The following is a 24,651-nucleotide window of genomic DNA, read 5'->3' as shown; positions in this document are numbered from 1 at the left end:
TTTCTATTTATTGTTCCGATGCTTGTTCTTCGCATTGCGCTAGCAACTTTTCTATTTGGTTCACCAGGTTTTTCAACAATTTCAACTTGCTACCTGAGTCAAGGCTGTAATAGTTGAGAGTTCCTTCTTTACGAACACTTATTATCTGTGATTCTTTCAATATTTTCAGATGATGTGATACGGTCGGTCGGGAAAGGTGAGTCTTCATCCTGATCTCTCCTACGCGCATGCCGGGTTTTTGCGGCCCTTGAATCAAGGCTATGAGGATGGCTTGCCGAGTCTCGTCTCCGATCGCATTCAACACCTTCTGATTGTTCTTAAATTCAATAGCGATCGTGGTCGCAAGTTCCTGATCCAAGTAAATTATCCCCTTCCATTTAGAACGTGTAATACTTTTGTAGATACAGCCTATCACAATCTCGGATTCGGCTGTACATCGGGAAAGAAATTCAAGAACCTATTTTTCCCATGTCTTAAGAATACATTAGCAAAAGAAGAAGCCACCCCTGATGAATGGAGTGGCTTCTATTAATGGTTGTTATTTTTTAAAAAGGCGTTAAAATTCCAATCAGTTGTTGAAGTAATGAGACTGTTTAAGGTCGGGAATCAGTGCAGGTTGCACTGGCCGCCATCCCATAAGTTCCTGTGTTGCAACGCTTGATCTTGGGAGATCGAGCGCTGCGAGTGTGCTGAGAAAGCCAAAATGGGCATCTGCCTCTTCACGTGAAATACTGACTACAGGTACGTTCAGCTGCTCACCAATAGCACTCGCGATGTCGCAAAATGGCACTCCTTCATCTGCGACCCCATCTAGTCGTGAACCAGCAGGTGCCTTTTCTAACGCCAGGCAATATAGATGCGCGGCGTCAAGGCGATGTACAGCCGGCCAACGGTTGTTCCCCTCTTCCACATAGGCTGAGAAGCCCTTAGTCTTGGCAATATTGATCAGACTCGGCACAAATCCTGTGTCACCCTCACCGTGTACCGATGGACAAAGCTCTACAATCGATGTACGCACTCCACGCCCTGCCAGCGCTAACACCATGTTCTCCGTTGCCACTCCATTCACATGCGTGGTGATTACGAACGGCTTGCCCGATCCTTCAAGTGCCGCCCCCATCGCTTCTACGGCATGCAGATCTGTTGTGAGTGCTCCAGCGAAGTTCGAGAAGTCGTGATGGAATGCCAGATGAATGACGCCATCCGCAGCAGCTGCACCACTACGGAGGCTGTCAAGATCGTTGATGTCACCGCGGTGTACTTCGGCCCCGGACTCTTCTAGTTTCGCAGCACTACTGTCTGAACGCACGAGACCGATGACCTGATGCCCCCTTTCAATAAGTTCACGGGTGACAGCGGAACCAATGTAGCCTGTTGCTCCTGTTACGAAAACGCGCATCATGAAATCCTCCTTAAGTTGCTCACCCTCATTGTATAACTATGATCACCAAGCAATGGGTCCATCCTCATCTGAGAATGTTCCTGTTGGACCACCAGCTCCAATCATCGCCAGCCGGACCGCTTCACGAGCCCCTTGTTTAACACTACGAGTACCAGCAAAATTATTAAGCGCAGTTGATGTGAAGCCTGGACATGCCGCATTGACCTTGATGTTTGTTGGTTCAAGCGCAAATGCAAAGGCAAGTGTCACCGCATGAACAGCCGATTTGGATGCCGAATAGGCACCAAACATCGCACGATGCGAGTTTTCCGGAATAGAGTTCCAGCTAAGGGAGCCGCCGGTACTGCCTATGTTGACGATACGTGCTGCCGGGGCCTCCCGCAAAAGTGGCAACATCGCCTGCGTGACAGCAATAACACCAAAAACATTAGTCTCATAAACTGTACGAATATCTTCAAGCGAAGCAACGGTCAAAAGACCACTCGCTGCTCCACCGTTCGGAAATGGTTCACCCGATCTGCCTGCGTGCGAGATCCCCGCATTGTTCACGAGTACATCGAGACGACCAAATTCGTTCCGAATACGTTCTGCAGCAGCAGCGATGGAGGTTTCATCTGTAACGTCGAGCTGGAGAGCGTGTGAATTCAAACCGATGCTTTTTGAGGCAGTTTCTCCATTCTCGAGGCTGCGAGATCCAACGAGCACGGTGAAGCCGTGTTCCGTAAGATCCTTCGCAATTTGAAGGCCGATACCTTTATTAGCCCCAGTGACCAGAGCAACGGGTTTATTTTGCATAGTTATAATCTCCTTTTTTTGTGATTGGTGGGTTCATATGAATCAAGTTGACGCGTCAACCTTGGATCAAATTTAGCACATTGAAGTTGACACGTCAACCATGTTATTATGCTCCTATGGATAAAAATGAACTTAACGAAGAAGAAATGCGAATATGGCATATGTGGAAAGGTTCCTTTCAGACCATCTTCGGTCGCATCGTCAAAGATATGGCCGATCACTCAGGATTGTCAGAGGGTGATTTTGGAGTATTGGACCGATTAGTCCTTTTTGGGGACGGTAGCCTTCGCCAACAGGAATTAGCTGACTCTATGGACTGGGATAAAAGTCGGTTATCTCATCATCTGAAGCGTATGGAAAAACGTGGACTCGTGATGAAAAAACCATTAGACAACGATCGTGGAGTACAAGTCAGTATCACTTCTTCTGGAAAATCAATGTTAGATGATGCCCGTCCCTTCCTCTCCAAGGCAATACGCAAACATTTTTTTGAACAATTAACCGAACAAGATATCGAGTTGATTATTAAACTGGCGGAAAGGACAAACTCAAGCTCTTAGCGTCTTATCTAGCCGCCCTCTCGACCACGTTTGTTAAAGGGGAGATTCTAACAAACGTGGTTTCGGTTTACCGAAATGAAAAGTAACTTGCGTACAGTACGCGCTCTCCCCCACTCAAAACAAAAAAAGCCGCTACTATAGCGACTTTGAATGATGCTTTATCAACATCAAGAATTGTACGTTGTAATGGGGTCAGAAAATCTTCCCCCACTTGAATACTCTTACCCACATTGCAATTGAACGGGGCTCCTCTTAGTCTGCACGAAATTTTACTCCAATTCGTAACTACTGTCCTATTACTGTCCTTTTCCTTTTCGTTTAAAAAACATCTTGCCTACCATAAGTCCCATAGCCGATGAACAGATCAGATATCCAAAGAACAAGAATAGTAAATAAACACCATGAAGATCTGGAGGAATCTGTTTCAAACCTTCAAACCAAGCAAAACGAAAAGGATAAAAGATGACTACCCAAATGATCAGCAAGAAAAGAAGAAAATTAATTATTTTTAGCACAATAATGATCCTTTCAAGCCTGAGTGGAAACAGTTGAATGTATATGCTTTCATCTTTCATTTCGCATTACCTTCCACTGTCTGCACTATAATAGTTAGCTTATGTATTAGGGTTAATAGTTGAATCTATAAATAATTACTAATTATAACAGGAAACATTAGGAAGATGATCATTACGGCATAAAGAAGCCCTTTCTTTTGGTGGAACGAGCTTCTTTTTGCGTTTCACGATAACACTTTATGCTTACTGAACACCAGGAGCGTTTTCATTCGTAGTTAAGTTCGATCTTTTCTTCTTTCTTGGCTGCCCTTTCCAGGACAGATATGTCCAAATCCGTAGCAGGTACTCGACAGGCCCAGTGCTAAATTTCTTAAGATATAGCGGACTGAGCCACAATTGAATGCCGTAGACTGCAAATGCAATAATCGCTCCGATAAACACGCCAACACTTCCAAACAGTCCCAGGCCATATCCATAGAAAATTGTCGTACAGATTACGCTCTGCATCAGGTAATTCGTCAACGAGAGACGGCCGACCGCCTCGAACCTGTCCATCAGGCTGGAACGGCGGTATCCAGCATACAACAGCGCAAATGCGTATATGTATCCCAGCGCAAGCAACGATCCTCCAAGCGTTCCCCCGATACCGATACCGAGCCAACCTTCCGCACCCAATTGTGGCGCCAATACACCGTATGCTTTGAGTATCAAACCTACCGGAATCAATAATGATGCCCGGCGAAGATACATAGTCCGCATCGTTTGGGGATCGCTAAACGTGCCGATTCTGGCAGCGTGCATGCCGAGCAGGAACATTGGTACTGTCATGAGTGGGGCTAATAGCAGGATCAATAGGGCGAATGACACCTCCATCTCTCCGCCGAATGGATCGCCGTTATTACTGAAATTCCTTATCTCCGTGTAGCTGCCGCTACCGTATACATCCTGACTTTGAATGATGTAGTTCTCCATATGAATGGACTCAATCGCCAGCGGGTTCATCGGATTAGATGCCGGGAGACCAAGTATCCCCGCTCCCATGAGTAGCAGTACCGCCCAAATGAGCAGCGTTATAGGCTTCCGATTAAGGAACATGAGCAGGAAGAAACCGAGTACGCCATAAAAAGCCAGGATATCCCCTTCCCACAGATAGATGATGTGTAGTAATCCGATTCCAAACAGTAGTAGAAAACGGCGTGCCAGATGACACTTTGGTCGTAAATCTCGTGATTTTAGGCTTTCCGAGAGCTTAACCATTCCAAAGCCAAACATAAATGCAAAAATCGGCATAAAACTGCCCACCACAGTGATCAGCAGAAACGAGAGGAAAGCCTGATCTGCTCCACCGATCCCGAATAGTTGGGGTTTGCTCTGGCCATACATTCCATATTGGAAAGCCAGCATATTCGCCAGCACAATGCCTGCCAGACTGAATCCGCGCAGTCCATCAATGACTTGAACGCGCTTTTTTGATGTGCTCAATCAATCACCTCTGTCTATAACATAAAGATCAGATCTAAATATACGTTAAATCCTTCCATAATTTCAACATAAATTAATAAGTGAACGTTTATATTTTGATTAGCTTTGACGTACCAATAAAACAAAAACAAAAAAAGTCGCTAATTTAGCGACTTTCAGTTTGAACACCTTAAAGAGTGACAATAATCGGACCATTTTTAGTAAGTATAATGGTATGTTCTATTTGAGCTACATAGCTGTTTTTAGTAACAAAGGTCCAGCCATCTCCAGTTTGAACTACTTCTTCTTCTGAAGTTGAGATAAATGGCTCGAAAGCAATAACCATGCCTTCTTTTAACAATTCATCATCCGATGGATCATTATAATTATAGATGTGGTCAGGTGCTTCGTGTATTCCACGTCCAACACCATGTCCTGTAAGGTTTTTAATAACCGTTAATTCATGCTGTCTGGCAGTTTGGAATACGGCTTTCCCGATTCCGCTTTTTTTGGAGCCTGGTTTTGCCTTTTTAAGACCTGCTTCAAATGCCAGTTTAACAACGTCGCATATTTTCGTTAACACTTCTTCACCTTTGCCTACGACAAACGAGATTCCCGTATCTGCAAAATAACTGTTCTTGGAGCCAGACACATCAATATTGACGATGTCCCCTTCTTGAATAACCCGATCTCCCGGAATACCATGTGCCACTTCTTCATTAACACTAATACAAGTAAATCCCGGGAAATTATATTCACTTTTTGGAGCAGAAACTGCGCCAGCTTTCTCAAAAAGCTCTCCTGCCAAATCATCAAGTTCTTTAGTGGTTATCCCTGGGATGGTTCTTTGAACCAATTCATCTCTAATAGAAGCTACAATTTTGCCAATTTCCTTCAAGCCATTAAAATCTTCTTCTGTTTTTGCGATCATTTTTTCTTACCTCACTATCTTTTATCATTAATTGATTACATAAGTATTTTTTTAATCGAACATTAGATAATCATATCCAAAGCAGCAAAGCTTCGCAACTTTTTTATCAAGTTCACAGATCAAAATCCGATAAGTTCAAATACTGTCAGTGAAGTTGTTAAAGTTGATAGTATTCCATTAACTCGGATACAACAGCAACAAGTCTGTCCTTCACACGCTGTGGTTCGATGACTTGAATGGATTTCCCATAGGATAGGAGAAAATAGGGGACGTATGTATCAATTGATTTTTCATCAAATAAAAAGATGGCTTGATTAGAAGTCCGCTCTTTCAGATAATGTCCCATAAACCAATGCAGCCCCAAGTCATCCAATGCCTCTGATCGGCCTTCGATAACCAAGGAAATTACCCCCTCTTTGCCCACTACATCAGGTAATAAATTTTGCATAAATAATTCACGAGCAGAAAAAGATTCCGAACGCTTAAAGCGGAGCGGAGTAGGGTTGATTCGCAGAATCCGATCTGCCCGAAAGCTGCGGAACTCATTTCTCAAGTGGCAAAACGCAATGGTATACCATTTATTATTCCAGTAAACCATTCCATAAGGGTCTATTACTCTATTCTTGGGTTGTTCATCACGGCTTCTGCGATAATCAATTTCGACAGAGCAATCATTAGCCACGGCTTGCTCCAATTCCGCCAAGATCGGCTGAACGGATGGATCTCCCATGCGATTGATAACGTTAAACCCTGCTAAATGACGACGAAGTGTGTTTTCCTGATCCTGATTTGAATACATTCTCAATTTGGATGTTGCATTGTCCAATGCCTCACTCAAAGGGTATCCAGCTTCTTTTGCAAACACAGCAGCTTGGAGAAGTGCCTTTTTTTCTTCAATATCAAATAACAGAGGTGCTTTGATATGCTGATTCAGCAAGCTATACCCGCCGTTGTGACCTGTATCGGAAATAATCGGTACTCCACTGGTGCATAATGCATCAATATATCGATATACGGTTCTTATATTGATTTCTAACTTTTCGGACATCTGTTTTGCAGTTACCTTGCTGCCTGAATTCAGCATCCATAGAATGGCTAACATATTATCGTTCTTTGGCATAACCTACATCCTCATCTTCAATTCATTATTGGATATCACTACATTATATCAGTACAGCATTTTTACATAAAACAACTGCGTTGGGCGATACTACCTAGAAATATATTCTCCGGTTTGGAGCGAAGTCCAATGAAGCAATCCACAACTAATATTAATACCTCCGAGGTCATTATTGTAGTTATCAATTCAATACTCGGAGCTGGAATTCTAACACTCCCTCGCACAATTAGTAAAGCAGTAGGAACACCAGATGTATGGATTTCTGTTATTTTATCAGGATTAATTGTAACCACAATCAGCATTCTCCTTGTAACCTTGTGTCGTAGATTCCCCGGTAAAACGGTGTTCGAATTTATACCCGAAATCACAGGTCAATGGATTGCTTATCTATTGGGACTTTTAATTATCGTGTATTTTGTTGTTCTTTGTTCATTCGAAGTCAGAGTCATGGCCGAAATTACAAGTATGTACATCCTTGAGCGCACGCCTAGTTGGGTTACCATCATGGTTAGTTTATGGATTGGTATCTATATGTTAACAGGTGGTCTAAAAATCATCATCCGAGTTTTTTCCATTGTGTTGCCCGTTACGCTTGTGTTGCTAGCACTGGTTTTCCTTTTAAGCAGCAAGATGTTTGAACTTAATAACCTCAGACCACTTCTGGGCGATGGATTCATGCCTGTGTTGAAGGGTCTTAAACCTTCGTGTCTCTCCTATTCTGGATATGAAGTTTTACTCATCATCACAGCTTACATGGTGGACGTGAAAGCGAGCAATAAAGCTGCTATATACAGCATACTTATTTGCACGATTATCTATTTGATCACGATTGTCACCGTTGTAGGGAATTTATCTTTGCCAGGAATTCAAACACGGATGTGGCCAACGTTCGATATGGTTCGAAGTTTTGAAATTGAGGGGTTTCTTTTTGAGCGTTATGAATCACTGTTTATTGTATTTTGGCTGATGCAGATCTTTGCAACGTATGCTTTTAAACACTATTTTGCGGCAATCGGGATCCGAGATTTGTTTCGTCTCAAAAATATTACGAGCATACAATTCGCGATGTTGCCAGTCTTATATGTAATTGCTTACTTGCCAAAAAACCTGGAGGAAACATTAGCTTTAGGTGATTTTCTTGGCAATATCTCCATTTTTTTATTTGGCTTGTTACCACTGCTACTGCTGATCATTAGTTTTGTTCGTAAAAAAGGTGGGAAGCAGGCTTCTAGTGAAGCCATAAAGGTAGGCTAAATGGTTAGTCCTTCTTATAGGTGCACAGGAGAACCTTGTCGTTCTCCTGGCTTCATGAATATACATTTAGTCTCGGCTTCAACTTGTTTCATTAGCCAAACGAAAGGATGTTTCTCGAACATCAAATTTTCGTAATATGACTTGCTGTGGCTTCATCCGTAATGAGCATATTAATATATCCACCCCGCAAAGCAGCCAGTATGCAGTCTATTTTGTGCAAACCAAAGGCCATGCCTACCACCGTTTTAGTCTTCTTTAACTGCTCCAGTCCAAGGCCAATGACTCTATGATTAATGGGATGCTCGGTGATTGTACCTTCACGAGTAATAAACACAGAATTAATATCCGCTACCGTGTGAAGTGCCTTTAATTCAGTTAACACTTGCTCATTAAGATAACCCGATCGTTCCATCGTTGACATGGAATACGGATTTCCGATCCCCACCAGCGCTAGATTGATATTCTCCCCCTCTTTAAGAACGGCCGAAATATTAGGCATGCCAACAATCTGCTCCCTTAACTCTTCTGTTTCCACAACGGCCGGAGCATATAACGTATCACAGGTTACGCCCATTTTTTTGGATAACTCATAGGCGATCTGATTAGAGTGCATTTCATTGCGCGAATTCCCTGTTCCACCCACCAGTGGAATAATTTTGACATTCTCTTTTTTCTCCAAAGGGAACTCTCGCACCATATGATAGAGCGTATTGCCCCATGAGACACCTACACGGTCACCGTTTTTAATCAATTTTTGGACAAATTGAGCGGCAGCCTTGCCTACAGCACTCGACAACAACTCTTTATTCAGATCCTTGGTTGGGACGACCAACACCTGTTTGAGGTTAAATATGTCTTCCAGTTTTTTCTCCAATTTGGACGTTTCGTAATCATCATCATGAATGACAATCTCAATAATGCCCTCTTCCTTCGCACGTTGCAGCATCTTGGAGATGACTGGCCTGGATACACCTAACTTCTCCGCAATCTTCTCCTGTGTCCAGGATTCATAATAATACATCTTACAGACTCTTATCATATTTTTGCGTTCGTCTATATTCACATATAAGTCCGCCTTTGACGTTTAAATTTCCCTTCTAACACATTTCCCACTATAAAATGGGATTCGCGGCGGAGTCAAGCCAGGATAACTTTGCCAAAAGCAGTTTTACAAAAGATTGACTTTCGGTTGACACGAGAGAAACAAACCCTTTTTACAATTGTAACTGTACGGAACATTTGTAAAGAATGTAGATCAAGACAGACAGAGGTGCAAAGATGAATGTGAAGATATTAGGTTACTGGGGTGGTTATCCCGCCTCTGGCGGAGCAACCGCGGGATACCTTGTAACCACAGATGAAGGGCAGATTTTGTTGGACTGTGGCAGCGGCGTTATGAGTAAACTCCCCAGTGAGACATGCGTGGAAGATCTATCAGGTGTTATTTTGTCTCACTTGCACCATGATCATATCGCCGATCTGGGAGTCCTTCAATATGCTGCAGCGGGTGCGATCCGCAATGGTCGCATGTTGAATAAACTGAAGCTGTATGCACCGGATAATCCAGTGGATATTCTGAATGGTCTATATGGTGAACATACCGAGATCATCTCGATTGATCCTTCATCCAAAATTCAGCTTGCTGGCGCAGAAATCGAATTTGTACAGGTGCAGCATACCATTACATGTTATGCCGTTAAAATCACATATCAAGGCAAGGTGCTGGTGTATTCCGGTGATACCTCGTACTGTGATTCTCTTATCGAACTTGCTCGTGATGCAGACATCTTTCTATGTGAGGCTACCATCTGTGAAGGCAGTGTACATACAACTGGCCAAGGACATATGAATGCACTTCAGGCAGGCATGATTGCTGGTCAGGCTAACGTCAAGCAGCTCGTCCTTGTCCATCTTCCCGGAGATGGCGATCTGGAGTTCATGCGGGATGAAGCAAGTCGCTCTTTCCAAGGGCCTGTGGATATCCCCGAACCACTTCGTATGTATGTTGTGTAAGTTAATCGATCCGGGAGGAATATGTTCATGTACAGATTGTTAGCCCTTGATCTGGACGGTACGATGCTCAATCCAGATAAAATGATAACACCTATGACACGAAGTTCCATTCAACAATTAATCTCAGCGGAAGTGAATGTCACGATTGCATCTGGACGATTTCCCGCTTCCGTATGGTCACATGCTAAGGAAGTCTCCATGAATTTCCCACTGGTAGCACTAAACGGTGCCGTAACGGTAGATCCCTTGACAGGACAACTGCTTGATGGCGTTGCGCTGAAAATAGAAGATATGCTGTTCATGTTGGATATCATCCAGCAAGAAGAAGCCTACATCCATTTCTATGGATACAATGTCCTCTATGTTCAAGAGATTAATGATATCAATAGGAACTGGGCCATCAATAATAGGGTCAACAGACCGGAATTGGATTCTTTCGAAGAACGTGATGAACTTGATGCTATAGAGGCTGATCTTATTCGCTTCGTTGAAGTCGGAAAGGATTTCAGAACCTTTGTAAACCAGATGCCAGGCATGCTGTTCAAAGCAGCCGTGATCTGTACAGATCACGACTCACGCGAAAACCTATTTCGTACCCTTGAAGAATCAGGGTTATTCCAATGTACACGAACAGGAAGTTTGCGGTTTGATGTTAATTCAGCCGGAGTCAGTAAACGAGGCGCACTGGAACGTTTATGTCATGCACATCAGATCGAACGCGAGCAGGTAGCTGCAGCCGGAGACTATGATAATGATCTGGACATGCTGCAATGGGCAGGATTAGGAATCGCCATGGGAAATGCAGAGCTTCATGTGAAGGAAATCGCTAATGTTGTCACTGCCAGCAACGCTGAAGATGGCGTTGCACAGGCAATCCATACGTTCTTACTCTAATCTATCAGCTAGACACCAAAGGAGAGATTATCTGTGATTCCATTCAAAAAGTCGTTATTACTGCCCCTTTTGGCAGGCATGATTGTATTCAGCGGTTGTTCTGCACAGGGACAAGCCACGACAGATCAAGATAGTTCAGGCGCAGCTTCGAGCACAGTCTCAGGTAAGCTTTCATTCTATACATCCCAACCAGAAGAAGATGCAGGCAAACTGGTAAAGGCGTTTAACGATAAATATCCTGATGTTCAAGTCAGCATCTTCCGTTCCGGAACCGAAGAAGTCACTGCCAAGCTTCAGGCAGAGCGTCAAGCGGGTAAAACACAGGCGGATGTACTCCTGCTGGCCGATGCCGTTACCTTTGAAAATCTGAAAAAAGATGACCTTCTGCAATCGTACAAGTCCCCAGAGCTAAGTGAAATCCCGACAGATCTGGTTGATTCGGACGGTATGTACGCCGGTACGAAGGTTATGGCAACGGTACTCGCTACCAACACCCAAAAAGTCACTACTCAACCGACATCTTGGCAAGTGCTGACCCTGCCGGACAGTAAGGACGCAAGTATTATGCCGAGTCCCTTATACTCTGGTGCAGCAGCATACAACATCGGTGTGTTTAGTCGAACAGATGGGTTTGGATGGGATTTTCTACAGGAAACCAAGATGAATGGCATGGCCGTAATTAAAGGAAATGGTGCTGTTATGAAAGCTGTAGCCAGCGGTGAAAAATCATATGGCGTCGTTGTTGATTACCTCGTCGCACGTGAAAAAGCGAAAGGTTCTCCAGTTGAACTGATCTATCCAGAAGAAGGTGTTCCCATCATTACAGAACCGATCGGGATTATGAAAGAAGCTGCCAACGTACCGGCTTCTCAAGCCTTTGTAGATTTCATTCTCTCTGAAGAGGGCCAGAAGTTGTCTGCCGAGATCGGTTACTCCCCTATTCGTGAAGGTATTGCCCCACCTGAAGGATTGAAAGGTGTAACAGAAATGAAGATTTTGCCTGGCGATGCGGCCAAACTTGCAGCGGATCGTGAAACAGATAAACAGCAATTCATTAATGTGTTTGGCGAGTAAGGATTGGAGCTGTCTGAATGGAGAAATTGAAGAGAAACATGATCATTCTTAGGGGGCAAGATAACGGGCGCAAGTCCGTTTTCTCCCTCCCCAGCCTGTTTCGTTGGAATCGATTGATCGCCCTGTTGGGTGCTATAGCTGTTCTATTATTCTTTGTATACCCCATCCTGAAGCTGGTTCTTCTCAGCTTTCAGGGTGAGCAAGGGTTAACGTTATCACATTATAACGAATTGCTTCAGCAGGAGCGCTTCTGGTCCACATTACGCAATACTGTATATATCGTCATCGGTTCAACTGTGTTCTCACTCGTGATTGGAACTGCACTGGCCTGGGTCGTCGCCTATACGGATATACGACACAAATCGGCCCTTCATATGGGAATCATGCTTTGTTTTATTCTTCCCTCTTATGTTCTCACGTTGTCCTGGTCTTCATTTACCGGGTCACAGAGCTGGCTCGCACATCTGCTGCAATGGATTCATCCCGATCTGGCTCCTTGGAGTATGTACAGTATGGGCGGCATCGTGTTTGTGATGGGTATTCATCATTTTCCGTTGGTGTATATGTTCACTTTGGATGTACTCCGCAAAATCCCGCGTGATCTGGAGTGGGCAGCCAGAGCCGGTGGTGCCAGCAGGATCGAGGTCTTCCGTCGTATTACACTGCCGCTTGTTCTTCCGGGTCTTACGGCGGGCGGATTGCTGGTTTTCCTGGCTTCGCTGGACAATTTCGGAATACCTGCTTTCCTTGGCACACCTGTGAATATTTCCGTTCTCAGTACACTTATATATGAAGAGATTATTGGATTCGGCCCTTCGGCATTTGCCCGTGGTGCATCGTTATCTGTACTACTCGGTGCTGCTGCGGTAGTCGGCAGTCTGTTGCAATGGATTCTTTTACGTAAAAGTCATGCTTCGGATACGATGCAACCTGATCTTACCCCAAGGTATAATTTGGGTCGCATGCGCAAGCCACTGACCTTCGCTATATGGGCAGGTCTCGCACTGATTACAATTATTCCGTTGTCTTCGATGATCTCGATGTCTTTAAAAAGAGCGTATGGTCTCGGTCTGACTCGTGCCAATATGACCCTGGACAATTATAGATATATTCTCTTCGAGAATGAGCGTGTATGGCAGGCGATCCAAAACAGCTTGGTCCTTTCTCTTGTCACGATGCTGGCTTGTCTGATTATTGGTTCAGGATTTGCTTATATACGAGTTCTCAAACCTAATCAATTCAATAAAATAGCCGAACTGGCCACTGCTGTTCCCTATACATTACCCGGCATTGTGTTCGCACTGTCCATGATTCTGGTATGGATGGAGCCGGTTCCCGGTTGGAACCCTGGCATCTATGGCACCATGACCATTTTGTTTATTGCCTACATCTGCCGATTCCTCATTCTTCAGATCCGTTCAAGTGTCACTTCATTCATGCAGTTGGATGCATCCATGGAAGAAGCCGCGCGGATATCCGGAGCCGGTTTCTGGCGTAAGTGGACTGCTGTTCTGCTGCCTTTATTGCTGCCGGGTATTCTGACCGGAGGCATGTTGGTCTTCCTGACTGCCTTGACCGAGCTTACTGTATCAGCATTGTTATATTCATCAGGTTCACAGACTATTGGTGTTACCATATTTAGTTTTGAACAGGCAGGAGATACCCTCTATTCAACTGCATTGTCCAGTCTGATTGTCGCACTTATTGCGACAGGCGGCGTAATTTTGCTCATCGCTCAACGTTGGGCAACTCGTAAGGGAGTGAAGTCATGAGTATCCAGATTCAACAGGTTAGCAAATCTTTCGGAAGTTACCAGGCTCTTCATTCCATTGATTTAACGATTAAGGATGGCGAATTCGTGGCGATTCTTGGACCGTCAGGCTGTGGAAAAACCACATTGCTGCGCATCCTTGCCGGATTTGAGCAGCCAAGCAGCGGTAATGTTCTGATGGATGGCAAGGTAGTTGCAGGTTCAGGGACATTGCTACCTCCGGAGAAACGGAGAATTGGCATGGTGTTCCAGTCCTTCGCACTTTGGCCGCATATGAATGTATCCGAACATGTCCGTTTTCCCATTAGAACACATAAATCAACACCTCCTCATATTAAAAATAACGAGCAGAACCGCATTCAGGAAGTCCTGAATATGTCTGGACTGTCCCATCTGGCCGAACGTATGCCGCATGAGCTATCCGGAGGGCAAAAACAACGCGTCGCTATTGCACGCGCCATCGCTCCCCAGCCCTCATTGCTGCTGATGGATGAACCACTCAGCAGTCTGGATGCCATGCTTCGCATGGATATGCGGCGTGAGATTCAACAAGTACATCGGAATACGAAATCAGACGTAGTTTATGTTACGCATGATCAGGGAGAAGCCCTTGCCATGGCTGACCGAATTATCGTGATGAAGGATGGTCGTATTGAACAGGCTGGCACGCCGCAGGAGATTTATTTGCGGCCAGAGACCGAATTCGTGGCGAGGTTTGTATCGAAGTCGAATTTGGTCAAAGGTCACTGGGATGCAGATATGTTCGTCCCTGAAGGCGGTACGAATATTGCTTGGCCTGGCAAGCATGTTGCACACTATTTTAAATCCAACGGTTTGTATCCCGTTAGACCCGATGAGTTCCATTTACAACCTTCCAGTGAAGCTGGAATAATGGGCGAGATCGCCAATGTTCAGTTTCAAGGGAAAGAATTTCACTATGATATTCGTAGTGATACGAAACGTTGGGAAGTCATCTCCCCTCTTCCTTTCGCCCTGAATGAACAAGTAAGTTTGAGTCTTTCTTCCGTCGGCGGTGAAGGAGTGTGACGTTATGACTCAAAGCCCAAAACTGATTTTTTTTGACATTGATGGTACGCTGCTCGACCGCCATAATCGAATTCCCGCTTCCGCGAAACAAGCCGTTCTTGCATTAAAGAAAGACGGACATGTGGTCGCTTTAGCTTCAGGTCGATCTCCGTTTATGTTGGAACAGGTTCGGCTTGAACTGGAGCTGGAGTCTTATGTTAGTTTCAATGGACAATATGTGATGCATCAAGGAGAACTCATTCACAGTAATCCCATCTGTTCGGAAGCTTTGGAGCAATTGTCTGCATTTGCTGAGTTGTCGGGACATCCTCTCGTTTATCTGGATCATTCACAGATGAGCTGCAGTCAGGAATATCATCCGCATGTAGACCTTTGTCTAACTTCGCTTGGTGTCACGTATCCTGGGTTTAGCAAAAGCTTTTGTACAAATAGACTCATCTATCAGACGATGTTATTCTGCTCACCAGAAGAGGAAACGGTATACCGTGAAAGGTTTCGTGATCTCCACTTTGTACGCTGGCATCCGTTGTCCATGGACGTTCTACCCGCGGGAGGCTCCAAAGCCGAAGGGGTTTCCCGACTCGCAGACCGCTTGGGATTCTCCCCTGAACAGGTGTATGCTTTTGGCGATAACTTCAATGATCTGGAGATGTTCCGTTATGCAGGCTGTAGCATTGCCATGGGCAACTCCCCGCATTCTCTACAACAACTGGCATCTCATGTTACAGCAAGTGCGGAGCAGGACGGGATCTGGCATGGTCTGAAATGGGCAGGATTGTTGTAAAAAAAAACAAGCAGTACTCTACTCAACTGTGGCAAAAATATGAGTACACAAAGACCTCCTCTATAAACATAGGGAGGTTTTTCAATTTGTCTGTTGATACCTTTCATGTTCCTTATAAAATACATCGTATAGGTCAGGCAGTATAACAGGTGAAAAAGAAAAAAAGCCGCTTAAATAGCGACTTTTAATGGGATTCGTTCTTCTTCATTATTTATTGAAATTAACCTTCTCTGTACCGCCCTCAAAAATGATGGATGTGTCTCGCGGCTTCGATTCCGCAATTTTACGACCGCCTCTGTAGGAATAAAGTACGCCGGCTTGTTTGCGAACAGCCTCATATTCATTCTCTGCTTCAAGTACGATGAAGTTAGCAGGTTTACCCTCTTCAATACCGTATACATCCTCAATGTGTAACGTTCTAGCGCTGTTTTTCGTAATGAGGTCAATTGAATTCACGATCTGGTCGTAACCAAGCAACTGCGAAGCATGAATCCCCATGTGCAGTACTTGCAGCATGTTGCCTGTACCGAGCGGATACCAAGGATCGAAGATGTCATCGTGACCAAAGCACACATTCAGACCTGCTTCCTGCAGCTCTTTAACCCGCGTCAACCCTCTTCTTTTCGGATACGTATCGAAGCGTCCTTGCAGATGAATGTTAACCAGTGGATTGGAGACAAAGTTCAAATCAGCCATCTTCAGCAAACGGAACAACTTGTACGTATAAGCGTCATTATATGACCCCATCGCGGTTGTATGACTTGCCGTTGTGCGTGAACCCAGTCCACGTTCGAAGGCTTCCTTGGCAACAACTTCAACAAAACGGGATTGCTCGTCATCGATTTCATCACAATGGATATCGATCAGACGGTCGTATTTTTCAGCCAGATCAAAGGCAACTTTCATCGAATCAACGCCGTATTCCCGTGTGAATTCGAAATGTGGAATGCCGCCGACCACGTCAACGCCCATTTTCAGTGACTCTTCCAGTAATTCTGCCCCGTTTGGATAAGAGTGAATGCCTTCCTGTGGAAAAGCAACAAGCTGGATGTCCATATATGGAGCCATCTCTTCTTTTACTTCAAGCATTGCTTTAACAGCAATCAAGCTTGGATCGGTAACGTCGACATGTGTTCGTACATGCTGGATGCCCTGTGCCAATTGCCACTTGAGTGCCGTTTTGGAGCGTGTTTTCACATCCTCATGTGTTAAGAAAGCCTTGCGCTCTGACCAGCGCTGGATGCCTTCGAACAGCGTTCCGCTTAGATTCCACTCTGGCTCGCCTGCGGTGAGCGTTGTATCGAGATGAATATGTGGCTCAATGAAAGGTGGCAGGACAAGCGATCCGTTGACATCCAGGATTTCCTCATTTTCAGTCACTTCCAACGATTGTGTGATTCGTTCAAACTTTCCGTCTTTCACAACGATATTCCATAGTCCTTCTTTACCCCGCAATTTTGCGTTCTGTATAATCATTTATTTTCCCCATTTCTTTAGATTCTTTCGCAGGAACAATCAGCATCAAGACGATATAGGCCACTGCTGTACCAAGCAGTGCGTTCAATGGTGTTACGCCAGGAGCCAGTTGGGCGAATGCCACGCCGATGGCCCAAGCCACCATCGCTACCCAGTTTACATTTTTGAATGACATGTCGGCAAATGGCTTATAGTTTCTACGTTTCACAATGAAGTAATCTGCGATAATAATAGCCCCGATGGACGGTACCGCCGCGCCCAGTACGTTCAGGAAACTGACGAAGTTGTTGTACATCCACATGGCGAATACGGTACCCACGATGCCGTTAACGATGACGAAGAATTTCTTTGAGATTTTGGTGATGTTGGCAAAACCAAGACCCGAAGCGTACAGTGCATTATCATTCGTTGTCCAGATATTCAGGCCCAGAACAATAATTGCCGGGATCATTAACCCTTGCAGGAACATCACCTCTGAGATATCGGCCAGGTTATAGGCCATCGCACCAACTGCACCGAACAGAAACATGAGTGAGTTACCCAGGAAGAATGCAATCACTGTTGCGGTAACTGCCTGTTTCGATGTCCGGGAAAACCGCGCAAAATCGGGTGTCAGTGTTCCGCCGCTTATAAATGATCCGATACAGATCGTTAATGCTGCCGCCGTGGTAAGCGACTGAGTCGGCGTGTATTCAAGCAACCCTTGCAGACCACCCAGCGAACCTGCCCCTTCGAACATGGAGTAACCACCGAGAATGGCAATCGCAGGAACCGCGATATATCCGAGAATGACAAGTGACTTCATACCGAAGATGGCTGATGCTGTCATGGCAAGTCCGAACACGATGATGAGCAGGTACACGTTCCAGTCCATGGCTTTGGCAACCGGGATTGCGAACATGGCTACACCTACTCCGAACCATCCAACCTGAGTGAAGCCTAACAGGAACGAGGGCAGATACGACCCTTTTGCACCGAACGCATATTTAGCGAGCAAATGTGTGGACAGGCCCGTTTTGGCAGCGATATGTGCCAGTGCCCCTGTATAAATACCGAGCACAAGATTGCCTGCGAGCACGATACCCATAAACTCCATGAACGTCAAGCTGACGCCCAATGTCCCTCCTGCCAGCATGCTTGCTGAGAAAAATGTGAAACCGAGCATGACGGATAACGTCTTCCAAAATTGGTTTCTTTGTGCTTTCGGCACCGCTTGCCATGAAAATTCTTGATCTTGTTTGCTCATCAGAATACCCCCAACAGAAAGTGTATCTGATACCAAAAAAAGCAGAAAAAAGAGGCTACTCGTCAAGTTATACACTGACAAGTAGCCCTTTTTGCATCATAACCCGCGCGAAGACACAGAGCATCCCATGACGGGATAAGCCCTGATTCTCGCGTGATTATGAAATCCGCTGCCCTTGCCAGCCTCTCTGGACTGAATTAAAGGTACCAGTATTCAATTACATCCTATTATTTTGGAAAAACCTGCAGTTGTCAATGTAATTATTATCCAAAGGTTATTAATTCCTTATACAGCAAGCTGTTTTTGATCACGCATACTCCGATGACAACACACCTGCGGATTGAAAATAAAGCAACGAACAAATAGATACACGCATTGACATTTGTACAAATAAATTCACTGCGTTTTTTTCATTGTAAGCCGCTGAAAAGGCACCTATAATTACGTTGTAATTGATAATGGTTATCAATGAGAAAAAGAGAACTTAGGGGGAAACAATGATGAACAGTACAATTAAGAAACACCTATTCATATGGGGAGCATGCTTCCTTCTTCTATCCGTCCTTGCAGCATGCAGCCGTTCGGAAAGCGCTCCTTCACAAGAAGCTGTGAAGACCAACGAACAAACGACAAAAAGCTATACAACCCAAACAGGCGAAGTGATTGAAATACCCACTCAGCCGCAACGGGTGATCTATCTTGGTTCAACACTTGGAGATCTCCTCGCCATGGATATTCCCGTCGTTGGAGCCAATCTGATTCATGCTTCCGAAAGCTATATTGTAGACCGATTAGAAGGTATTGAGGATGTCGGAAATCCTGGTGATTTGGAGGCAATAACAGCCTTGCAGCCTGACTTGATTTTGAATGGTTATAACCAAGATGCTGACCGAAACACCGCTTTTTCGAAGATTGCGCCTACCATTCCGTTCAACTCGGCGTTACCATTTACGGAACGCGTCCGCGAACTTGGCAACATTTTTGGCAAACAGGATGAGGCAGAGCAATGGATCAGCAGATTTGATACAAAAGCGGAAGCGATGTGGGACAAGCTGAATGTGGCAGAGGGCGAGACAGCGACCATCTTCTTGCAGTTGGGTAAACAGCTCTATGCGATGGGCAATCGTTCATTGGGTGTAGTCTTGTATCAAGAGCACGGATTTGCAATTCCACCAGCAATCCAGCAAAACATTATCGACAAGGAGCTAACATTCGTCGAACTTTCGGAAGAACTAATGCCGGACTATGCAGGAGATCATCTCTTTGTCCTAACGCTGGATAATGACGAAAGTCGAGCTGAATCTGATCGGTTGTTACAGAGCACACTATGGAAAACATTGCCGGCCGTTCAGCAAGGACACGTTTACACAGCATCAGCCGATTGGAATACCGACAACCTGCTGGCACTGGAGCAATTGCTTGATGAACTACCGAAATGGATGAATCAATAATATCGCATAGATAACGTCAAAAATCCTCCAACCCCTTTGGGTTATGGAGGATTTTTGGATTTTGTAAACTTTTACTGCGTGTAATAAGGTCTGTAACGAAACATTCTCTAACGTGTAAAATGTGGTAAACTAGTAATTGAGAATTATTATCACTAGATCGGAGTGCTCCAGAATGCAAATGGCTTCCCTTTACATCCAACTGCAGCAGCATGATCTGCTTCAGCTCACACCACTGCAGGAAACCAATCATCATAATCCATCAACCAAGAGCAAGGCTGCCAATGAATATACATTGCTTATTGCTCTGGATCATGGAATTCGGCTGTTAACAAACAACATCTCCCAAGATCTGAGCCAAGGCAGTTGTATTCTGCTCCCTACTCAGCAATCATACATTGTCAAAACGATAAAAGAGCAAGCGCATATAGCTCGGTTTACCTTTCTTGCTTTTCAAGTGGATCAGTTGACTCTGCTTCCGGCTTGCCCTCCTCTTATTCTGGGCTTTCCTTACAGGCTGTCTCTTTCTACTATAAAATTGGCGTTGACAGGAGAGGACTGGATCTCTCCGCTGCCTTTGCAATCAAACAAGCAAAATCGGTTGCAGGAGAAGAAATTTACGCCTACGCATCATTCAAAATCAGCAGTTACTCAGGTCCGGCTGCAACTGATACTTAGCCTGATGGCTCAGCTAGAAAGCGCTGCTCCGCCAGTGCAAAATGATCAAGCGGTACAGCGTACACTCAGCTATATGGAGCAGCACTACAACGAAGATCTTACCGTAGAGCTTTTGGCCGAAATGGCCGGCATGGTACGATGGCAATATAGCAAATTGTTTAAGGTGATGACTGGCAAGAAGCCGACGGACTACCTGACAGAGATTAGGGTCCAGCACGCTAAAAGACTACTGTCCCGTTCTACCGAGACCTTACGTGAAATATCCCGACAAGTCGGTTTTAAGGATGAGTATTATTTCAGTCGACGCTTTCATCAGCTCACAGGACACCCTCCCCGGGAATACGCCAATATACTAAGACGTACCAGGCAAAGAACGATAACCGATTCCCTCGGCAGGCAGATTTCCCTCCCAGATGCGGCTATACGAATCGTGGCCACAGGTACCAATACCCTTGGTGAGTTGCTTGCTATCGGTATCCGTCCAGTCGGCGCGGGTATAACTACAATGAAATCACAAGTCATATATCGAAACAAACTGCATCAGATCCCGGATATTGGACTGCAAGGCGTACCGGAACAAGTCTCCCTACTGAACCCTGATCTTATACTGTTAGGCAACTATAGTGAGCAGCAGTTACCTCGACTGGATGCCATTGCCCCTACCATCGTTTATCACGAATCAACCAGCACTTTTGAGCGTCTTCGTTATATTGCGGATCTTTTCGGTCGAAGCAGAACGGCTGAACAGTGGATCGACCGCTATGAGGAGAGTGTCAGGAGGATACGGCGACAATTGGCGGATGATTATATTGCAGGAGAACGAGCAACTGTTTATCTGGTGCTGGGCAGAAACATATATGTTATGGGACAGACGGGATTTGCTGCTACCGTGTATGAATCACTTGGCTTTCGACCCACTGAATCCGTAAATCAACTGATCATTAATGGCAGACCTTGGATACAAATCGATCACAATAAAATCACACAATACGCTGGAGACCGAAACTTCGTGATGATACCTCAGGAGGAGATGCATTTAAATATTCCTTCTCCACTCCAAAGTTTGGTTGGCATGTTGGGACCCGGTAATGTATTTGTAGTAGAAGCTGGCTGGAATTACGATGATCCTCTTACGCGTGAGAGGTTACTGACGGTTCTCCCCTCTATTTTTGCTAAGGAAGGACTGGCACCTGTACTAGCAAATGGAAAAAATAAACCGTGAAGCACGGTTTATTTTTTCAAAACATTTTCACCATCTTACGATATGTGTTCAACAACCTCTGGTAATACTCTTTCGTATTCCTTATATAAAACATAACGATTAACACCTCTGGAAGAGTTAAGTGCTTCATGCGCGTGCTGAATAGCGGTATCACGGTTTTCTGCTTTGAGTTCAATACCCGCGAGCAATGTTGATCGCATCCACTGTTTTTTAATGGATTGAAGTCTTTCAAGCGCTACTTCACTTTTCCCGTCTTCCAAGAGTAGAATGGTTTCGTAATATGTACGGTAGTCCGATAAGCCGATATGAGGTACAGCTTGCCGAATGGCAAACATATCCTTGCGATATAATCCGTGAGCTGCCTTGAACTGTGCTTGTGTTGTTCTTCTCTTATATTTCTGCATAATTTGCTCCATAACTAGTTCTACCTCATCATCAAGTCTGTTTGCAAGAACATAAATAATGTATGTCCCAGGTGTATTTTGTTGCTTGGATAAAAAGGACTCTAAACGATCTATACGCTTATCAAATACTAAAGGATAAAAAACATGCTTAATAAACGCGATAAGAATGGTAACGACTACAACCCCCACAATCAGAAATAGAGGATATTCGTTTATTTGCATAAACAAGACAAACATTAATACAACCAAATAAAACCCGAATTCCCACCAAGAGTACCTCATAATGAATCTCCTTCGAATAGAAAAATAACCAGCAAGTCTACATTATATCAAATTTAATCCCCCTTTTTGTATAATATTAGGAAACAAAAATTACAAAGAATATTCTATCCGTCGTAAATTCAAGCCTGACTAGATTTACTGATGCAACAAAAAAGCCGCTATATTAGCGACTTTCAGTTGAAATAATTGAAATTATTATTGTGCACTTAATAGTTCTTCAAAAGCTTTTATGTTCGTGTCAAAATCAGGAACGGTTCGCGTTTCTTCAGCAGATTTGACCAGTTTTACAACTAAATCATTATAAGGTGTCACAATTCCAGTACCTTCTGCCCTGCTGGAAACAACCCCGTTAATATAATCAATCTCTGTTTTGCGGTTTTTCTCCAGATCTTGAAGCATGCTTGCTTTGAGCAGTCTGGAGGGCTCCATCACGTAACGTAATGTTTTCACCCGTTCAGGAATATCTTCTGTGCTGTTCAGTTCGAGTGAAGCGATGTCGAATCCATTCATTTTAACCAAAGTGACCCCATTGGCACGAGCAACTTTAATCGTCTCGTCCGCAATATGAGCTGCACTCACAATGCCGGCTTCATGATCGATAATGTCTCCGTATTCCCCATTCAATGCAGCGGACAAACCACTGAATGCATTGTTAATCAACAATTTGGACCATTTGGTTCCAACCAGGTTATCGGAAATATGTGTTCCACCCACAAGATCCAACACCGATTTCACACGTTGAATTCGTTCGGTGATTTCACCATTTAATTCGCCAATCTGAAAAGCATACTGCTTAAATTGAGTGTACTCGGTAGTCAGACTTGATACACCTGGTTCAATGAACGTAGCGCCAAATTCAACGGAGCCTGCAATGACACGTTTTTCACCCACGATGGACGCCACTTTTTCTTCCGGAATCCCGTTCTGCAAGGAACACACCATACTGTCTTCTTTCAAAAATGGAAGTAATTCCTGAAGAATTGAATCGTTATAAAGTTGTTTGGTTAATAGTAAAACGAGGTCATACTGTCCTGATTTTTGATCAGGAGTAATTGCGTTTACTTTGGCCTGAAACTCTGTAGTACCTGTTACTCTAGCACCTGTCTGATTTAAAGCATTTACATGTTCCTGATATGCATCAATTAACTCAACGTCCAGTCCCCCATCCGCAAGGTATGCCCCGACGATGGTTCCCAAAGATCCTGCGCCTACAATTGCAATTCTCATTTTAATTTCCTCCTTATTTTTCTTCCAGATAGTTATATACAGGTTGTGCTGCGTTTAAGGTTAGGTTGGTAAGGATATGAGAAGCGGACACCACTTCCAACACAGGCAGATCTGCAAGAGGTGCAAGCGCATGTTCGAACAATTGAAGTCGGGCAGGTCCTGTCCAAGCTTCCTTCACTTCGATGTCCGTAATTTGAGTACGGATCAGATCACATATTCTTAAATTCCCGGTATAGTCCGTAGCAATCTTAATCATAAAATTAGGTCGGCATATTTCACGTTTGGCGAACTCCTTATCCATCTCCACATGTTTATAGCCCATCGTTGCCGTGGCTACACGCAGCGTCCCATAATCTAGTGTGCCAACAAGTGTATCTGAATCGGTATACAACTTGGGCGCACCCAGCTTTTTCGGATAGGCGGTGAGCTCTCGACCACTCGCTATCGCGGGGAAATTGTCTACGTACATCGAATGCACATAATCGCCTTCCTCCCCATTGAATTGTACAGGGATAACTTGTCCAGCTTCTGTATAAGCACCCAGTCCAGAAACATCTGGCATCCACATCACTTCGAATTTAACCAGTGGTTCCGTAATTTCGAGAGGTTCTGGTACGGCTGCCCGCAACGCTTTTTCATCAGTTCGGTAAATAATATTCAAGTATTCACGATTCACGAATTTGTACGGTGGCATCGGGTATGCCGGAGCCGTTAGGGGTGTATTCAGATTTTTAGCTATGTTATTCACATCGATTTTCATCAAAGACACCTACCTTATGTTTTGGTTCTATATAAGTTGAACTCAAGATTATTCACACTGACACTACGATGACAGAACAACCTTCCAATCGCTGTTATCCCCAGATTTTTCGATTCCCTTTCTAAAGGGGAAAATCCGGGGATAAAGGCGAACGCTTCGCTTTTTCAGGTTTTTTCTGTCCTCTCCGTTATTGTGTAAATGAGTAGTTCAACTTATATAGTCAGTTTTTTGGTATTTTAAATTTGATCTGTATCTCATAAAAAAATTCTACATCAATATTTAAATTT

The 24,651-nt window shown here is 44.4% G+C and carries 23 protein-coding genes; 10 read left to right on the top strand and 13 right to left on the bottom strand.

Annotation, left to right across the window (positions count from 1 at the left end; all coding sequences use genetic code 11):
* Positions 1 to 7 precede the first annotated feature (7 nt).
* The 3 genes from MHB43_RS16340 to MHB43_RS16330 all read right to left on the bottom strand — a co-directional run bounded on the left by MHB43_RS16340 (position 8) and on the right by MHB43_RS16330 (position 2,197).
* Positions 8 to 358, bottom strand: a complete 351-nt coding sequence (locus MHB43_RS16340; RefSeq protein WP_260632752.1) for a helix-turn-helix transcriptional regulator — start codon at positions 356 to 358, stop codon at positions 8 to 10.
* A gap of 210 nt (positions 359 to 568) precedes the next feature.
* Positions 569 to 1,399, bottom strand: a complete 831-nt coding sequence (locus MHB43_RS16335; protein ID WP_221821742.1) for an SDR family oxidoreductase — start codon at positions 1,397 to 1,399, stop codon at positions 569 to 571.
* A gap of 45 nt (positions 1,400 to 1,444) precedes the next feature.
* A complete protein-coding gene (locus tag MHB43_RS16330) occupies positions 1,445 to 2,197 on the bottom strand; it encodes an SDR family NAD(P)-dependent oxidoreductase (RefSeq protein WP_221821177.1) in 753 nt (250 codons plus the stop codon).
* A gap of 116 nt (positions 2,198 to 2,313) precedes the next feature.
* Here MHB43_RS16330 and MHB43_RS16325 point away from each other — a divergent pair, with 116 nt between their 5' ends.
* Positions 2,314 to 2,757, top strand: coding sequence for a MarR family winged helix-turn-helix transcriptional regulator (locus tag MHB43_RS16325; protein ID WP_221821176.1), 444 nt, complete (start codon positions 2,314 to 2,316; stop codon positions 2,755 to 2,757).
* 296 nt (positions 2,758 to 3,053) lie between these two features.
* Here the strand turns inward: MHB43_RS16325 and MHB43_RS16320 are convergent, their stop codons facing one another.
* The 4 genes from MHB43_RS16320 to MHB43_RS16305 all read right to left on the bottom strand — a co-directional run bounded on the left by MHB43_RS16320 (position 3,054) and on the right by MHB43_RS16305 (position 6,784).
* A complete protein-coding gene (locus MHB43_RS16320; RefSeq protein ID WP_221821175.1) occupies positions 3,054 to 3,332 on the bottom strand; it encodes a hypothetical protein in 279 nt (92 codons plus the stop codon).
* 183 nt (positions 3,333 to 3,515) lie between these two features.
* Positions 3,516 to 4,754, bottom strand: coding sequence for a DUF418 domain-containing protein (locus MHB43_RS16315; RefSeq protein ID WP_221821174.1), 1,239 nt, complete (start codon positions 4,752 to 4,754; stop codon positions 3,516 to 3,518).
* A 169-nt stretch (positions 4,755 to 4,923) separates the two neighbouring features.
* Positions 4,924 to 5,664, bottom strand: a complete 741-nt coding sequence (gene map, locus MHB43_RS16310; protein ID WP_221821173.1) for a type I methionyl aminopeptidase — start codon at positions 5,662 to 5,664, stop codon at positions 4,924 to 4,926.
* Positions 5,665 to 5,821: 157 nt separating this feature from the next.
* Positions 5,822 to 6,784, bottom strand: coding sequence for a YafY family protein (locus MHB43_RS16305; RefSeq protein WP_221821172.1), 963 nt, complete (start codon positions 6,782 to 6,784; stop codon positions 5,822 to 5,824).
* 129 nt (positions 6,785 to 6,913) lie between these two features.
* Here MHB43_RS16305 and MHB43_RS16300 point away from each other — a divergent pair, with 129 nt between their 5' ends.
* The gene (locus MHB43_RS16300) at positions 6,914 to 8,038 is read left to right on the top strand and encodes a GerAB/ArcD/ProY family transporter (RefSeq protein WP_405132369.1); all 1,125 of its coding nucleotides are present in this window, start codon (positions 6,914 to 6,916) and stop codon (positions 8,036 to 8,038) included.
* A gap of 121 nt (positions 8,039 to 8,159) precedes the next feature.
* Here the strand turns inward: MHB43_RS16300 and MHB43_RS16295 are convergent, their stop codons facing one another.
* On the bottom strand, positions 8,160 to 9,059 hold the full coding sequence (locus MHB43_RS16295; RefSeq protein ID WP_339185220.1) for a sugar-binding transcriptional regulator: 900 nt from the start codon (positions 9,057 to 9,059) through the stop codon (positions 8,160 to 8,162).
* Between the two features lie 257 nt (positions 9,060 to 9,316).
* Here MHB43_RS16295 and MHB43_RS16290 point away from each other — a divergent pair, with 257 nt between their 5' ends.
* The 6 genes from MHB43_RS16290 to MHB43_RS16265 all read left to right on the top strand — a co-directional run bounded on the left by MHB43_RS16290 (position 9,317) and on the right by MHB43_RS16265 (position 15,621).
* Positions 9,317 to 10,051 carry an MBL fold metallo-hydrolase gene (locus MHB43_RS16290; RefSeq protein WP_221821170.1) on the top strand — a complete coding sequence of 245 codons (735 nt, stop codon included), beginning with the start codon at positions 9,317 to 9,319 and terminating at the stop codon, positions 10,049 to 10,051.
* A gap of 27 nt (positions 10,052 to 10,078) precedes the next feature.
* Positions 10,079 to 10,945: a Cof-type HAD-IIB family hydrolase gene (locus MHB43_RS16285; protein ID WP_405132368.1), complete on the top strand. Its 867-nt coding sequence runs from the start codon at positions 10,079 to 10,081 to the stop codon at positions 10,943 to 10,945.
* A 78-nt stretch (positions 10,946 to 11,023) separates the two neighbouring features.
* The gene (locus MHB43_RS16280) at positions 11,024 to 12,019 is read left to right on the top strand and encodes an ABC transporter substrate-binding protein (protein WP_221821740.1); all 996 of its coding nucleotides are present in this window, start codon (positions 11,024 to 11,026) and stop codon (positions 12,017 to 12,019) included.
* 17 nt (positions 12,020 to 12,036) lie between these two features.
* Complete coding sequence (locus MHB43_RS16275) at positions 12,037 to 13,791, top strand: ABC transporter permease (protein ID WP_405132367.1); 1,755 nt, start codon at positions 12,037 to 12,039, stop codon at positions 13,789 to 13,791.
* Entirely contained in the window at positions 13,788 to 14,837 is a 1,050-nt protein-coding gene (locus tag MHB43_RS16270; RefSeq protein WP_405132366.1) for an ABC transporter ATP-binding protein, read from the top strand. The genes MHB43_RS16275 and MHB43_RS16270 overlap by 4 nt, the downstream gene beginning before the upstream one ends.
* 4 nt (positions 14,838 to 14,841) lie before the next feature.
* Positions 14,842 to 15,621, top strand: coding sequence for a Cof-type HAD-IIB family hydrolase (locus MHB43_RS16265; protein WP_221821166.1), 780 nt, complete (start codon positions 14,842 to 14,844; stop codon positions 15,619 to 15,621).
* 207 nt (positions 15,622 to 15,828) lie between these two features.
* Here the strand turns inward: MHB43_RS16265 and MHB43_RS16260 are convergent, their stop codons facing one another.
* Both MHB43_RS16260 and codB read right to left on the bottom strand, forming a co-directional pair.
* On the bottom strand, positions 15,829 to 17,097 hold the full coding sequence (locus MHB43_RS16260; protein WP_221821165.1) for a cytosine deaminase: 1,269 nt from the start codon (positions 17,095 to 17,097) through the stop codon (positions 15,829 to 15,831).
* Entirely contained in the window at positions 17,066 to 18,343 is a 1,278-nt protein-coding gene (codB, locus tag MHB43_RS16255; protein ID WP_221821164.1) for a cytosine permease, read from the bottom strand. Before codB ends, MHB43_RS16260 begins: the two co-directional genes overlap by 32 nt.
* Positions 18,344 to 18,840: 497 nt before the next feature.
* On the opposite strand from codB, the gene MHB43_RS16250 reads away from it, so the two are divergent.
* Positions 18,841 to 19,794 (top strand): ABC transporter substrate-binding protein, encoded by a 954-nt coding sequence (locus MHB43_RS16250; RefSeq protein ID WP_339185203.1) that lies wholly within the window; start codon positions 18,841 to 18,843, stop codon positions 19,792 to 19,794.
* Between the two features lie 172 nt (positions 19,795 to 19,966).
* On the top strand, positions 19,967 to 21,691 hold the full coding sequence (locus MHB43_RS16245) for an AraC family transcriptional regulator (RefSeq protein ID WP_221821162.1): 1,725 nt from the start codon (positions 19,967 to 19,969) through the stop codon (positions 21,689 to 21,691).
* A 35-nt stretch (positions 21,692 to 21,726) separates the two neighbouring features.
* On the opposite strand, the gene MHB43_RS16240 is transcribed toward MHB43_RS16245, so the two are convergent.
* The 3 genes from MHB43_RS16240 to MHB43_RS16230 form a co-directional block, all read right to left on the bottom strand.
* Complete coding sequence (locus MHB43_RS16240; RefSeq protein WP_405132365.1) at positions 21,727 to 22,344, bottom strand: hypothetical protein; 618 nt, start codon at positions 22,342 to 22,344, stop codon at positions 21,727 to 21,729.
* Between the two features lie 228 nt (positions 22,345 to 22,572).
* Positions 22,573 to 23,604, bottom strand: coding sequence for a ketopantoate reductase family protein (locus MHB43_RS16235; protein ID WP_221821160.1), 1,032 nt, complete (start codon positions 23,602 to 23,604; stop codon positions 22,573 to 22,575).
* A 13-nt stretch (positions 23,605 to 23,617) separates the two neighbouring features.
* The gene (locus tag MHB43_RS16230; protein WP_082704226.1) at positions 23,618 to 24,364 is read right to left on the bottom strand and encodes an acetoacetate decarboxylase; all 747 of its coding nucleotides are present in this window, start codon (positions 24,362 to 24,364) and stop codon (positions 23,618 to 23,620) included.
* Between the last annotated feature and the right edge of the window lie 287 nt (positions 24,365 to 24,651).

This window comes from Paenibacillus sp. FSL H8-0317, from assembly GCF_045040685.1.
GTDB lineage: Bacteria > Bacillota > Bacilli > Paenibacillales > Paenibacillaceae > Paenibacillus.
This window is presented reverse-complemented; position numbering and strand designations above follow the sequence as displayed.